Here is a 16,205-nt window from a genome sequence, read left to right as displayed (position 1 = left end):
ATCAATAAAATGTATGTATATTGAATTTCAATTTCTGAAACATGAAACAAGAATATAAGTCTCAAAGAGAGTAATTATATGAATATATTTGAAAAGCGTGAATCAAATGTTAGAAGTTACTGTAGGAGCTTCCCCGCCATATTCCATAGGGCTAAAGGGTCTATAATTTACTCTGAATCAGGGGATGAGTATATCGATTTTCTTGCTGGTGCAGGTGCTTTAAATTATGGACATAATAATGACTATATCAAACAAAAAGTTTTGTCTTATTTAGATACCGATGGAATCGCACATGGCTTAGATATGTATACCTCGGCTAAAGAGAAGTTTTTAGCCAAGTTTTCTGAGCTAGTGTTAACTTCAAAAAAACTAGATTATCACGTTCAATTTTGTGGTCCTACTGGAACAAATGCCGTTGAAGCAGCTTTAAAGTTAGCTAGGAAAATCAAAAAAAGACCAGGGATATTTTCTTTTATGGGAGCCTATCATGGAATGACATTGGGCAGCTTATCGATAAGTGGTAATACCGAAATTCGAGCCGGGGCAATTGGTACATCAAATAATGTCACATTTATGCCTTATCCCTATGGATTCATGGAAAGTTTTGACACAATAGAGTTTATTGAATCAGTGCTGAACGATGTCAATTCTGGTATTGAAAAACCAGCAGCGATTATCTTTGAAACGGTGCAAGCCGAGGGAGGAATTATTGTAGCACCAATTGAGTGGATGCAACGACTCAGAAAGTTGTGTGACAAGCATGACATTTTATTGATTTGTGATGATATTCAAGTGGGCTGTGGTCGAACAGGATCTTTCTTTTCTTTTGAAAGAGCAGATATCATTCCCGATATGGTCGTACTGTCGAAATCTATCAGTGGTTACGGGTTTCCAATGTCCCTATTGTTAATTAAGCCAGAATTAGATATTTGGGAACCCGGTGAACATACTGGCACTTTTAGAGGAAATCAATTGGCATTTGTGGGAGGAACAGCTGCGCTAGAGTATGGAGAAAGTACCAATCTTGAGCAGGATGTCAAAGTTAAAGAGTTTTTCTTGAAAAATTTTTTAACAGAAGAAATAGCACCAATCAGTGAAAATATAAATATACGTGGAATTGGTATGATTTGGGGTATTGATGTTGCTAATTTTGGCAGTAGCAGTTTTGCCAAAAAGATAACTTCACGTTGTTTTGAATTGGGATTAGTAATTGAAAGAGTTGGCAGAAATGATACCGTCATCAAAATTTTGCCACCTTTGACAATTGAAATGTTCACCTTGCAAAGGGGATGTTCAATAATCAAACAAGCTTTTGATGACTGCTTAGCAAAGTAGGTTTACGGTTAGGCATTCACGATAACTTATTTGAACTCGGCGGTCATTCATTGCTTATGGTTAAGGTTCATAGCCAATTGCGTGAAACATTCAAAGCCACCGGATGATGTCTAAGATTTGAGGTCAAAACAGAGGTAAAGTTTTATGTCTTTAGAAACCCCCTATTCTGAGTATGATGCTTATGCTACTTTTTGGTATACTGGCGTAGAGAGCAGCAAAGTTTGGCTGACGTTGCTAGAAAAATTTATCCTCCAACATATCCCCAAAGGAGCACACATTTTAGACCTTTGTTGTGGCAAAGGAGAATTGGTACAAGTGCTGCGAATAAAAGGGTATAAAGCAACTGGACTTGATGGCTCTGAGGAGATGTTGCACTATGCTCGTGAGAATGCACCTGATGCTGAATTTATCTTGGGTGACGCACGCTTTTTTAAGCTGCCGCCTACCTTCCATGCAGTTGTTTCGGCAGATAGTTGCTTCAGCAACCTCACGAGTATCGAGGAATTGACAAGCGTCTTCCACAACGTGTATGCGGCACTGCAGTCCAATGGCTGGTTTGCGTTTGACTTAAGTCCGGAAGAACGGTATTGGACAGAGACAGATGAGAAAACTTTCACGGAGAGTAATTTCACAGATGATTATGTTAGTATTAAAAACTTTAGCTATGACCCTGAAGAAAAAATAGCTAAAACCAACTTAGTGTTTTTTCGTCGATTGATAAATGGAGAGTGGCAGCGTTCAGACCTAAATTTGATACAAAAACCTTATTCCACAGAGGAAGTTCGGTCTGCTCTAGAAAAGGTAGGCTTCACGGAAATTACTATCTATGATGCAGGACGTAATTTGGGAGTACCTAAAATGGATGGAAGGATGGTCTATTTTTGTCGTAAGTTACTAAATGGCTAAAAATAAAACGTAAGGATTCAGGTCATACCAAAATCTCTACAATCGTTTCCTGATAACGGTTTCCGGAGATTAGCCACAAATTTTTATTGAGAATAAAAATTGCGTAAGTCCTTTATTCTCATTCCTTATTGCGACTAAAGGTATGTTAATAAACCAAATTCAATTTTGAAACTGGCTCTGTCACTGGGTTTAAAACACCTGAATTCTTACAATAAAACAGACATTCTCAATTAACGAACTACGACAATAGTAATGAACATTTTCTATGTATAGCAATCCGATTTCATTTTTGAAAAAATCTAAATATCCTATAAGTTTAACCAAGATTTACATCAAAAACAACGTTCTATTTAATGCTATTAATACAAGTTTAACAACTAAGTCAAAAGTCTATCTCTTTTAAAACAGAGTCCTTTTAATACTATCACTATTATCAATAAACGATGCTAGAAAAATTGAGTAAACATATGCAAAGTAAAACTATTGAGGGCTTTAAACTTTCTCCTCAACAGAAGCGTCTTTGGTTATTACAGCAATATAATTTCATTTATTCTGCTCAATGTGTACTTCTCCTCGAAGGCAATCTCAAACCAGAAGTTTTAAAAAATGCTTTACAAAAAGTCATCAATCGACATCAAATTCTCCGGACAAGCTTTCATCGCTTGTCAGGTATCAAAATTCCGGTTATGGTCATAGCAGATAGTAGTGTTGTATTGTGGCACGAAATCAATCTGAGTAATTGTGAACCAAAGGAACAAGAAGCTAAAATTGAAGCTCCTTTCCAACAACAGAGACGCCAACTTTTCGACCTTGAGCAAGGGCTACTGTTGCATGTATCTCTATTGAAGCTATCAGAAAATAAGTATATTTTACTAATTAATCTACCTACCTTGTGTGCCGATACTTGGACACTCAAAAATCTGGTAGCTGAAATCAGCTATTCATACTCTGCTTGCTTACAAGGTAAAGCAGTATCACAAGAAGTTGTGCAATACCTGCAATTTTCCGAATGGCAGAATCAATTATTTAAAGACGAAGATGCAGAGACGGCTAATAAATACTGGCAAGAGCAAAAGCTTCCTTGCCAAGCTACATTAAGATTGCCTTTTGAAAGTCAACCTTCAAAACAATCAGAATTCCAGCCTGAGTTTTTCCGATTGGCGATCGCTCCCGAACTGACAGCCAAAATTGAAACTTTAGCCCAAAAATATAATACTTCCGCTGCTGTCGTCTTACTAGCTTGCTGGCAAACGCTGATTTTTAGACTTACAGGACAGCCTGATATCGTCATTGGTATGGGTTGCGATCGCAGAGATTATGAAGAACTTCAAGACGTACTAGGACTGCTTGCCACCTGGATACCAATTAAAAGTCATTTGACACCAGACTTGCGCTTTCAAGAAGTCTTGAAACTCGCTGGAAAAACTCTTGATGATGCCATAGAATGGCAGGATTATTTCGTTCCTGAACCTATAGAAAATGACAATCACCTAGCTTTTCCCATTGGTTTCGAGTTTGAGCAATTACCGGAAAAATGCTTTGTCGGTGGTGTCTCATTTTATCTTGATAAATATTACAGCTGTATAGAGCCATTCAAAGTTAAACTCACTTGTACTCGGCGCGATAACTCTCTAATTGCAGAATTTTACTATGATGTCAATTACTTCAGGGCAGATACTATTGGGCGTTTAGCTGGACAATTTCAAACTTTATTAACTAGTACGACTGCAAATCCAGAGCAGAAAATAAGTCAATTAGAGATACTCAGCCAAAGCGATCGCCAACAGCTACTAGTTGAGTTTAACCAAACGCAGATTAATTATCCGCTTGACAAATGTATACATAAGCTTTTTGAAGAACAAGTAGAAAAAACACCTAATGACATTGCCGTTATATTTGAAGACCAACAACTCACCTATGCAGAGCTTAACCGCAAAGCTAATCAACTAGCTCATTACTTGCAAACACTGGGAGTCAAGCCGGAAGTTTTAGTTGGGCTTTGTGTAGAGCGATCGCTTGAAATGATTATAGGACTTTTGGGTATCCTGAAAGCTGGCGGAGCCTATCTACCGCTAGATCCAACCTTACCCAAAGAAGGTTTTGCCAGCCGATTGCAGAATATTGAAATACCTGTGATATTGACACAACAGCGATTCGTTGATAGCCTGCCAACAGATGTAGCGCAGATAGTCTGCTTAGATACAGATTGGGATAGCATTACTCAGTACAAAAATGAAAATCCCACCAGTGAAATGACAGCCCAGAATTTAGTTTATGTTTTGTTCACTTCTGGCTCTACTGGTAAACCCAAAGGAGTTGCGATCGAACACCGACAACTGCTGAATTACCTTCACGGAATTACACAGAGGTTAGACTTATCAGCAACAGCCAACTTCGCCACTGTTTCCACCTTAGCTGCCGACTTAGGTAACACCGGGATTTTTGCTGCTCTTTGTACTGGTGGATGTCTGCATATATTATCCACCGAGTGTGCTACTGACTCAACAGTCTTGGCAAAATACTGCCGCACCCATCCGATCGACTGTCTCAAAATTGTCCCCTCTCACCTCGCCACTCTTCTCGCCTCTGCACCATCCGATTCCATCTTACCCCGCCAGCAACTGATTCTGGGTGGCGAAGCTGCAAGCTGGCAACTTATTGAACAGATTCAGCAGCAAGCACCATCCAGCTTCATTTTCAATCACTACGGCCCTACAGAAGCCACCGTGGGAGTTACTACCTTCACAGTTGATCAGCAAATTAGTCATACACAGACAGTACCCCTTGGTCGTCCACTTGCCAATACGCAGATTTATTTGCTAGATGAACAACTGCAACCTGTGCCCATTGGCGTACAGGGTGAATTATACATTGGCGGTGCAGGGTTAGCTAGAGGTTATCTGAATCGCCCTGATTTAACGGCTGCACAGTTTATTCCCAATCCTTTTGCACAGACTGGTTCGCGTTTATACAAAACTGGTGACATAGCTCGTTACTTACCTGACGGCAATATTGAATTCATTGGGCGAGCCGATCACCAGGTAAAAATTAGGGGCTTCCGCATTGAACTTGGAGAAATTGAAACCATCCTGTCTCAACATCCCCAAGTGCAACAGGCTGTAGTGGCAGTTTGGGAAGATGATGGCAACAAATCCTTAGTAGCCTACGTTGTTTCTAAGCAAACACTCAATGTTAGCGAACTGCAAAGATTTCTTAGAGAGAAACTAGCAGAATACATGATGCCCTCAACTTTTATTATGTTGAAGGCTTTGCCACTGACACCCAATGGTAAAGTTAATCGTAATGTGCTACCAAAGCCAGATAGTCATCGCCCTGAATTAGAAGTAACTTATGAACCACCTCGAACCGAAGTCGAGCAAACCATTGCTCATATCTGGCGGCAGATGCTTCATGTTGAGAAAGTGGGTATTTATGATAATTTCTTCGACCTTGGTGGTCATTCATTACTCCTTGTTCAAATTCATGCTAAACTGCGAGAAGTTTTAAACACAAATATATCAATACTTAATTTGTTTGAATATCCAACTATCAACTCCTTGGCTAAATATTTAACACAACAACAAACTGAAACATCCTCATTTGAGGAAAGTAATCAACGAGCTGAAAGCCGCATTGCTTCCAGGCAGGCAAGAGCACAATCTAGGTAAAATTATCTGACCAAAAACAGGATTTTTAGGTGTGTACTTAAATCACCATCAGTGCAAATCATCAAACGATCAAGAAGGAAATTGTGATGAATAGCCTAGAAGAACAAAATAAAATAGGCGATTTAGATATAGCTGTTATTGGGATGTCGGGAAGGTTTCCCAGAGCTAAAAATATTGATGATTTTTGGCACAATCTGCGAGATGGTGTTGAATCAATTTCATTTTTTTCCCATCAAGAACTGGAGTCTGTAGGGGTAGATCCATCTTTCCTGAGTGACCCCAATTATGTTAAAGCAAACGCTGTACTGGAAGATATAGAATTATTCGATGCTTCATTCTTTGATTACTCTCCCAGAACCGCAGAAATTATGGACCCACAGCACCGCCTCTTTTTAGAAACTGCTTGGGAGGCTCTTGAAATTGCTGGCTATGATTCTAAAACTTATGAAGGTCGGATTAGTGTTTATGGTAGTGCTAGCATTAGCTCCTACTTTTTATTCAATCTTTTTTCCAACAGCGAACTGATAAAATTAGTCGGTCTTGACCAACTTAGGCATAACAATCGTACAGATAACCTGACCACACGAGTCGCTTATAAACTAGACCTGAAGGGGTCAGCTATCACTGTCCAAACTGGATGCTCTAGTTCATTAGTTGCCGTTCACTTAGCCTGTCAAAGCTTAATAGATCGTGAATCTGATATGGCTTTGACTGGTGGAGTTTCTGTAACGACCTTACAAAAGACCGGCTATTTATACCAAGAGGGGGGAATTTTGTCTCCCGATGGACACTGCCGCGCCTTTGATGTCAAAGCCCAAGGAACTGTGAGCGGTGATGGTGTGGGCATAGTCATTTTAAAGCGACTCGCAGATGCTCTAGCAGATGGAGATTGTATTCATGCTGTGATTAAAGGTTCAGCTATTAATAATGACGGTTCTGCAAAAGTTGGCTATACAGCTCCCAGTATTGATGGTCAAGCAAAGGTGATTGCTGAGGCTCTTGCAATGGCTAGGATTGAATCCGAGATGATCAGCTATGTAGAGGCTCATGGTACCGGAACAGTTTTAGGAGATCCTATTGAAATTGCCGCGCTCACCAAATCTTTTCGCGCCAGAACTGAGAAAAAGAATTTCTGTGCTATTGGTTCAGTAAAAACCAACATTGGACACCTAGATACTGCGGCTGGTGTTGCTGGTTTAATCAAGACCATTCTCGCACTTAAACACAAACAGATACCACCCAGCTTGCATTTCGAGCAGCCCAATCCCCAGATTGATTTTGCTAACAGCCCCTTTTATGTTAACAGTACGCTGTCCGAATGGAAGACAAAGGAAACACCACGCCGTGCAGGGGTCAGTTCCTTTGGCATTGGCGGTACTAATGCTCATGTGATTCTTGAGGAAGCCCCTGTGCAGGAGCAGGGGAGGCACGGGGAGCAGGGGAGGAAATATCATCTGTTAGTTCTTTCTGCAAAAACGGAATCGGCACTAGAGACTGCTACGACAAATCTAGTCAAGCACTTGCAGCAGCATCCCGAAATCAACTTGGCAGATGTTGCTTACACTCTGAGTGTGGGTCGGCGAATGTTTGACCATCGCAGAATAGTGGTTTGTCAAGACCTTAACGATGCGGTCAAAATTTTAGAGACAAAAGACCCACAACGAGTTTTTACCTATTTCCAGGAACCATCTGAGCGAGAGATTGTATTTATGTTTCCTGGTCAGGGGTCTCAGTATGTAGAAATGGGTCGAGAACTGTACCAGACTGAGCCAATTTTTCGGAAACAAGTTGATTATTGCTGTGAAATACTTATACCTATTTTAGGGCTAGACCTACGCACTATTCTGTATCCAAGGGAAGAACAGGCAACAGTAGCAGCACAGCAGCTGACACAAACTTATATTACTCAGCCAGCGCTATTTGTCGTTGAATACGCTTTGGCAAAGTTATGGATGGCGTGGGGAGTCCGTCCTTCTGCAATGGTTGGTCATAGCATAGGAGAATATGTGGCCGCAACTCTTGCTGGTGTGTTCTCTCTAGAAGATGCATTGATGCTAGTGACTACCCGTGGACAACTGATGCAGCAAATGCCTGCTGGTGACATGCTAGCTGTACCCCTACCAGAGAAAGAAGTGCAATCTTTGCTTGGCGAAGAACTTGCTCTAGCTGCAATCAACGCACCATCTCTGTGTGTAGTTTCGGGACCAAGGTCGGCGATTGATGAGTTGGACAACAGGTTGACTGAAGAAGGGGTTGACTGTCGTCGTCTGCATACATCAGGTGCCTTTCATTCTCAAATGATGGAGCCAATCATTGAGCCGTTCATGGCACAGGTAAAAAAAATTAACCTGAAAGCACCGCAAATTCCTTTTGTATCCAATATCAGTGGTAATTGGATTACCGCAGCCGACGCAACCGATCCAAGGTATTGGGCAAGGCATCTACGGCAAACAGTGCGCTTTGCTGGGGGTATTGCTCAGTTGCTGCAAAAGCCAGAGCAAATTTTCCTAGAAGTAGGGCCAGGGCGGACATTGACTACATTAGCTAGACGACATCCAGATAAAGTGGCTGACCAGGTTATGTTAACTTCGTTACGCCATCCACAAGAATGCAACTCAGATATAGCGTTTTTATTAAATACATTAAGTCAGCTATGGCTTACTGGAGTACAGATAGATTGGTCGGGATTCTATACTCATAAGCGGTGTCATCGCCTACCCTTGCCAACTTATCCCTTTGAGCGTCAGCGTCACTGGATTGATCCTAAAAGACAAGCAAGCGCTGTCAAGACGGATGTAGAGACTCTACCTGCAACCTCTCTACGCAAAAAAAATCCGGAAATGGCAAACTGTTTCTACATTCCATCTTGGAAACGCTCCCCATTACCCGTCAATCAACCAAGTGAGAATCCAGTTTTGTCCTGTACTCTTGTGTTTATCGATGAGTGCGGCTTGGGTGAAGAACTGGTGAAACGACTCGAACTTGAGGATCAAGATGCGATCGCTGTCAGGATCGGGTCCGAGTTTACTAAACTAAGCGATCGCTTGTTTACTCTGAATCCTCAACAACGTCATGACTATGAGACTTTACTTAATCAACTTTTAGCACAAAACAAGTTCCCAAAAACAATTGTTCATTTATGGAGTGTCACACCTGTTGATCCTATAGAGTTAGAACTAGAAACCATTGAGAAATCTCAAGAAACAGGATTCTATAGTCTGCTCTTTCTAGCACAGGCACTTGGAAAACAGAATTTTACTGATGAGCTGCAAATTGCGGTCATTTCCAACAATATGCAGGAAGTGGCAGGCGAAGAGTTGCTGTGTCCAGAAAAAGCAACTTTACTTGGACCGATTCGGGTCATTCCTCAAGAATACCCAAACATTAACTGTCGTAGCATTGATGTTGTTATTCCCAAATCAGCAAACTGGAGTGAGCAAAAACTCATAGACCAACTGCTTTTTGAGCTACAAACTCATATTTATGACCGAGTGATTGCCTATCGTGGTTTTCATCGTTGGGTGCAAAACTTTGAGCCGGTTCGATTGGATGAAGCAAAATACGAGCTACAGAGTCGTGATTTTTTAATTCAGGGTAAACAGGATAATGGTTTTAAAGCTAACTTATCCAAACCAACACAACAACGACCATCACTGATTAATCCTTATGTTGCTCCCAGGAATGAAACCGAGCAAACCCTTGCCGACATTTGGCAAGACCTTCTTGGGATTGGGGCAATAGGAATTCACGACAACTTCTTTGAGCTTGGTGGCGATTCACTTCTCATTGTTCAAGTTCGTAGCCAACTGCGAGAAAAGCTTAACAGAGATATATCAATTTCCGACTCATTTGAATATCCGACCATAAATGCCTTGGCAAAACATCTCATCGGCAAAGAGGATGAACAACCTGCCTATCAGCAAGCCTCTGACCGCGCCAAGAGGCGAAATGAAGCTATTGGAGCAAACAGCCAACAGATGAAGCGAAACCTAATCAAGCAAAATAAGAAGACAGATGGATAATCTAGAATCTCACGATTCCTTAAAAGGAATAGCCGTTATCGGGATGGCCGGTCGTTTTCCTGGAGCCAAAAGTACTGATGAGTTTTGGCAGAATTTGTCCCAAGGACGGGAGTCGATTTCATTCTTTACTGATGAGGAATTACTGTCAGAAGGTGTAGACCCAACTTTGCTGCGTAACCCTCACTATGTAAAAGCCGGATCTGGGCTGTCAGACATAGAGATGTTTGACGCTCAATTCTTTGGCTTCACGCCTAGTGAAGCTGAAGTTATGGACCCACAACATCGTCTTTTTTTGGAGTGTGCCTGGGAAGCTCTTGAAAATGCAGGTTACGACCCTGAAACATATGAAGAGTTTATAGGAGTTTACGCAGGTAGCAACCTAAGTACCTACTTACTGAACAACCTGATCTCAAATCATGACCTTCTCAAATCGTTAAGTGGGACAATCATTATTACTGGTAATGAGAAAGATCACATACCTACACGGGTTTCTTACAAATTGAACCTCAAGGGACCGAGCCTTAACGTTAGTACTGCTTGTTCCACGTCATTGGTAGCAGTTCATCTAGCATGTCAAGGATTGCTGAGTTACCAATGTGACATGGCTCTATCTGGTGGTATTGCAGTACGAGTTCCGCAAAATAAAGGTTATTTGTATCAAGAAGACGGAATGACTTCTCCCGATGGTCATTGCCGCACTTTTGATGCTAAAGCACAAGGCACCGTTTTCGGTAACGGTATGGGCATTGTTGTGCTAAAGAGATTAGAAGAAGCACTGGCAAATGGCGACTGCATTTATGCAGTTATTAAGGGTTCAGCCATTAATAACGACGGTTCTTTGAAAGTGGGCTATACAGCACCTAGCGTGGATGGACAAGCTGCGGTCATTGCTGAGGCTCAGGCGATCGCTGAGTTTACTCCTGAGACAATTACCTATGTAGAATGCCACGGAACAGGTACAGTTATGGGCGATCCTATTGAAGTTAGGGCGCTGAAAAAAGTATTTAGTGCAGGAACAAACAAGAAGCGCTTCTGCGCCATTGGTTCAGTAAAAACTAATATCGGACATTTAGATAGGGCATCTGGTGTTGCAAGCCTGATCAAGACCGTGCTTGCACTCAAACACAAGCAAATACCACCCAGCTTGCATTTTGAGCAACCCAATCCCGAAATTGATTTTGCCAACAGTCCTTTTTACGTCAATACTACATTGTCTGAGTGGAAGACGAACGGCACCCCTCGCCGTGCGGGAGTCAGTTCTTTTGGCTTTGGTGGGACTAATGCCCATGTGATTCTGGAAGAAGCCCCAGTTGTTGAACCATCTGGTCCGGCTCGTCCCTGGCAATTGTTGTTGCTATCTGCCAAGACTAGTACAGCACTAGAAACAGCCACAGCTAATTTAGCTACCCACTTAAAGCAGCATCCTGATTTGATTCTCGCTGATGTAGCTTACACTCTTGGTATCGGCCGTCGCGCTTTTGACTATCGGCGGATGCTGGTGTGCGAGACAATTGAAGATGCAGTGAAAACACTATCTCCTCAAGATCCTCAACGAGTTTTCACCCACTACCAAAAGCCCTGTAATCGCTCTGTCGTGTTCATGTTTCCCGGACAGGGTACACAGTATGTGGAGATGGGTCGAGAACTGTACCAGAGCGAGCCAATTTTCCGAGAACAGGTTGATAAATGCTGTGAACTGCTAAAATTTCACTTGACAATTGATTTGCGCTCTGTGCTGTATCCAAGCAAAGAAGAAATCCAAGAAGCAACACAGCACCTTAAACAGACTCATATCACCCAGCCAGCGCTGTTTGTGATTGAATACTCGTTGGCTCAATTGTGGATAGCTTGGGGAGTATGTCCCGAAGCAATGATTGGTCACAGTATAGGAGAGTATGTAGCAGCTTGCCTTGCTGGTGTGTTCTCTCTAGAAGATGCATTAGCATTGGTAGCAGCCCGTGGACAACTGATGCAGCAAATGCCTGCTGGCGATATGCTGGCTGTATCCCTACCAGAAAAAGAAGTGCAATCTTTGCTAGGCGAAGAACTTGCCCTAGCTGCAATCAACGGGTCATCCCTGTGCGTGGTTTCCGGCCCCCGCTCGGCGATTGATGAGTTGCAAAACCAACTTACTCAGCAAGCTGTGGACTGTCACCGTCTGCATACATCAGCTGCCTTTCATTCCCAAATGATGGACCCAATCATCCAGAGGTTCCTAGATCGGGTAAAAAAAATCAACCTGAAGCCTCCGCAAATTCCTTTTGTGTCCAATGTGACTGGCACTTGGATCGCTGCAACTGAGGCAACCAATCCAAGCTACTGGGCAAGGCATCTACGGCAAACAGTACGCTTTGCTGAAGGGGTTGCACTGTTGCTGCAAAAGCCAGAGCAAATTCTGTTGGAAGTTGGCCCTGGCCGGACGTTGACTACATTAGCTAGACAGCATATAGAACAAGACGAGCAACAGATTGTACTTTCTTCGTTACGCCATCCAAAAGAGCAACAGTCGGATGTCGCCTTTTTGCTCAACACACTCTCGCAGCTCTGGCTTACCGGAGTAGAAATAAATTGGTCAGGCTTTTACGCTAATCAACGGCGTTATCGAACTCCCTTGCCAGTGTATTCATTTGATCGACAAAGATACTGGATTGAACCACAACCCTCAGCCGCGCCTGTGACTACGTTCCCAGAAGCGTTACACAAACAGCTGAATCTTGCTGATTGGTTCTACATTCCAGTCTGGAAAAAGTCCCAGCCGCTTGAGCCTGTTGAAAATGCAGAACTGGTAAAGCAGAAGTCGTGTTGGTTAGTCTTTGTCGATAGGTGTGATGTGGGATCGCTTCTCGTAAAACGCCTGCAACAACAAAGTCAATATGTCATTACCGTGATCGAGGGAGAGCAATTTACCAAACTTCACGAGTATGCATATTCCATCAACCCTCAACAAAGGGATGACTATGATGCCTTGTTCCAAGCTCTGATTGAGCAGGATTTAACCCCACAAATAATTGCTCACTTCTGGGGCATTACAGCGAACAATCAGACACCCTCAGGAATTGAGTCTTTTGAAACAAATCAGTATTTTGGCTTTTACAGTTTGCTTTTTCTAGCCCAAGCAGTTGGACAACAAGAGATTACCGATCCGCTTGAAATGCTGGTAGTTACCAATAATATTCACGATGTGACCGGTGATGAGAGCCTATGCCCCGAAAAAGCAACGGTAATCGGATCGTGTAAAGTCATTTCCCAAGAATATCCGAATATTATCTGCCGTAGCATTGATGTTGTTCTTCCACAACTTGAAAGACAAAAGCAGAAACTGATAGACCAACTTGTAGCAGAAGTTACAATACAGCCAACTGACTTAATCATTGCCTATCGTGAACATCATCGCTGGGTTCAAACTTTTGAAGCCGTCCATTTAGAAGAAGCGATCGCGGGGAAAACACGGCTGCGGCAAAAGGGAGTCTACTTGATCACAGGTGGACTGGGAGGTATTGGTCTGGAACTGGCGAAATATTTAGCTCAGACAGTGCAAGCCAAACTGGTTTTGGTCGGGCGTTCTGGTCTTCCTAAAAAAGATGAGTGGGAACAATGGTTGGCGACTCATGATGACCAGGATTCTGTAAGCATCAAAATAAAAAAAGTGCAGACGCTAGAGGAGTTAGGTGCCTCTGTTTTAGTGAAAAGCGCTGATGTCGCCGATCTTCAACAGATGCAGTCAGTAATCGTTCAGGTATCTGAGGACTTTGGTGAAATTCATGGTGTCATCCACGCTGCTGGGATTGCTGGTGGAGGCATAATTCAATTAAAAACCCCGCAAGCAGCAGCAAGTGTTATGGCTTCCAAGGTGAAAGGAACATTAGTACTTGATGCCATCTTTAGGGATGTGAAGTTAGATTTTTTGGTAATTTGTTCATCTGATAGTTCAATTTTAGGTGGATTAGGGCAGGTAGACTATTGTGCAGCTAATGTTTTTCTTGACTGTTTTGCTCACCGGAGTTACTCCAGACAAGGTTCATTCACTGTATCTATCAACTGGAGTGGCTGGCGAGACATGGGGATGCTAGTGAACACAGCCGTCCCAGAGCAACTAAAAAAATGGCGTGAACAGAAAATAAAAGAAGGAATACCAACAAAAGAGGGTGTTGATGCATTTAGCCGTATTATCTACAGTGGACTACCTCAGGTTGTTGTCTCCCCACAAGATTTACAGACTCGGATTCAGCAGAGATATTCAAAAATGTCGCTGGAAGAGCATTTAACAGGCCTAGAAGAGCATTTAGCGTCGGCTCCTTTCTCTAAACCAACCCATCCCCGCCCCAACTTGGGGAATGATTACGTTGCTCCCCGCACTCCTGTGGAACAAAGCGTTGCCAATATTTGGCAACAACTCCTTGGAATTGAGCGCTTAGGCATCCATGACAATTTCTTTGAGTTAGGCGGACACTCGCTACTAGCAACCCAAGTTATTTCTCAACTGCGAAAATCTTTCCCAATAGAATTGCCTCTACGTAGTCTCTTCCTTGAATACTCTACTATTGCCAAGTTGGCTGAACTTATTGAAAAAATGGTTATGGAGAAAATCGAACAATTATCTCAAGAGGAAGCTCAACGTCTTTTAGGAGTTTAATTTTGACTAAAACCACGCGATGTGCAACTTATTCTTGAAACCCTGCTTCCATTCCTCTCCCCGAAAGGTCGATAGGCTTTGATTCTTGCTCCCCTTCCCTTGCAGGGAAGGGGTTGGGGGTTAGGTCTCAGAGAAAGTTGCACACGGCGTAAAACCCCTTTTTTAGACGCTACGCGAAGGCGTAATTCGTAATTACCATTGCATAAGGGTTTTAGACATTTTAAATTGGTGGTTTATTTACGCCGTGCTCTACTAGTTTTCATCTGTTATTAAAATAGCAATAAAGTAGCAATATGTCTGAACCAGATGCGCTTTCAGGGCAAAAATCTAATTTGTCACCAGTAAAACGGGCGCTTTTTGAAAAGTGGATGCAAGGTAAATTTACAGATCAGGTGATTCCTCGACGTTTACAACAGAACCCTGTTCCCCTGTCCTTTGCCCAAAAGCGCCTGTGGTTCCTTGACCAGTTGCACCCCGGTCAATCCTTATACAACGAACCCTACGCTTTCCGCTTCAATGGCTCGCTTAACAAGACCGCACTGGCACAAAGCCTTAACGAAATTGTGCGGCGTCATGAAGTTTTGCGTACTAATTTTACCATAGTAGATGGGCAACCCTTCCAGGTCATCGCCCCAACTTTGGCTCTGGCTCTACCGATAGTGGATCTACAGTTGCTGCCAAAGGATGAGCTAGAGGCAGAGGTACAACGTCTTGTAACTGAGGAACAGGCGCGACCCTTTGATTTAACGAACGATCCATTGGTGCGAGTCACTCTGCTGCAATTAGACGAAGCTCAGTACGTGTTGCTGTTCACAATGCATCACATTGTGTGTGACCAATGGTCTTTTGGGGTAATCATCCGAGAAATAGTGGCTCTTTATGAAGCTTTTTCTGTAGGTAAGCTTTCACCGCTCCTGGAACTTCCAATCCAGTATGCAGACTTTGCTGTCTGGCAGGAGCAGTGGCTCCAGGGAGAAGTGCGAGAGGCTCAACTGTCATACTGGAAGCAGCAATTGAGCAGTACTCCAAATATACTAGAGTTACCCACTGACCGTCCTCGTCCACCGATTCAGACCGATCAAGGCGCAAAACAATCTCTGGTTCTGTCCAAGCCCCTAACCGAAGCTCTTAAGACACTAAGCCAGCAGGAAAAGGTGACGTTATTCATGATGCTACTGGCAGCGTTTCAGACGTTGCTCTACCGCTACACTGGTCAGGATGACATCGTGGTAGGCACCCCCATCTCTGGTCGCAACCGAGCTGAAATCGAGGGACTAATTGGATTTTTTGTCAACACCTTGGTCATGCGTACTGACCTTTCAGGTACCCCAAGTTTCCGAGAGATTTTGAACCGAGTGCGAGAGGTTGCCTTGGGAGCTTACACGAACCAAGACTTGCCCTTTGAGCAGCTTGTGGAGAAATTGCAACCGGAGCGAAACCTGAGCCACACACCGTTATTTCAGGTGATGTTCCAACTCCAGAATACTCCAAGCACGACTTTGGAGCTACCAGGTTTAACCTTAAGCCCTTTGGAGTTCGATAAAAAAACAGCGAAGTTTGATCTAACCCTAGTTATGGTAGAAATCAAGCAAGGGCTGATGGGAACTCTGGAGTACAATACCGATCTGTTCAATGCAGATA

General features: G+C 42.9%; 6 protein-coding genes and 1 pseudogene. All 7 read left to right on the top strand.

What is annotated here, in order from left to right; genetic code table 11:
• The first annotated feature begins 78 nt into the window (after nucleotides 1–78).
• Nucleotides 79–1,335, top strand: a complete 1,257-nt coding sequence (ectB, locus tag ACYTXL_RS26495; RefSeq protein ID WP_461927303.1) for a diaminobutyrate--2-oxoglutarate transaminase — start codon at nucleotides 79–81, stop codon at nucleotides 1,333–1,335.
• A 5-nt stretch (nucleotides 1,336–1,340) separates the two neighbouring features.
• Nucleotides 1,341–1,430: pseudogene (locus ACYTXL_RS26490) on the top strand (phosphopantetheine-binding protein); the annotation flags it as partial.
• 49 nt (nucleotides 1,431–1,479) lie between these two features.
• Entirely contained in the window at nucleotides 1,480–2,241 is a 762-nt protein-coding gene (locus ACYTXL_RS26485) for a class I SAM-dependent DNA methyltransferase (RefSeq protein WP_461927302.1), read from the top strand.
• Nucleotides 2,242–2,708: 467 nt separating this feature from the next.
• Complete coding sequence (locus ACYTXL_RS26480; protein ID WP_461927301.1) at nucleotides 2,709–5,909, top strand: non-ribosomal peptide synthetase; 3,201 nt, start codon at nucleotides 2,709–2,711, stop codon at nucleotides 5,907–5,909.
• 86 nt (nucleotides 5,910–5,995) lie between these two features.
• A complete protein-coding gene (locus tag ACYTXL_RS26475) occupies nucleotides 5,996–9,931 on the top strand; it encodes a type I polyketide synthase (RefSeq protein ID WP_461927300.1) in 3,936 nt (1,311 codons plus the stop codon).
• Complete coding sequence (locus ACYTXL_RS26470) at nucleotides 9,924–14,564, top strand: type I polyketide synthase (protein ID WP_461927299.1); 4,641 nt, start codon at nucleotides 9,924–9,926, stop codon at nucleotides 14,562–14,564. The genes ACYTXL_RS26475 and ACYTXL_RS26470 overlap by 8 nt, the downstream gene beginning before the upstream one ends.
• A gap of 293 nt (nucleotides 14,565–14,857) precedes the next feature.
• Nucleotides 14,858–16,205, top strand: a 1,348-nt coding sequence (locus ACYTXL_RS26465; RefSeq protein WP_461927298.1) for a condensation domain-containing protein, incomplete at its 3' end; no start/stop codon positions are given.

The sequence above is a fragment of the Nostoc sp. genome (genome assembly GCF_054880495.1).
The sequence above is the reverse complement of the archived record's forward strand: the minus strand, read 5'-3'. Positions and strand labels throughout refer to the sequence as shown.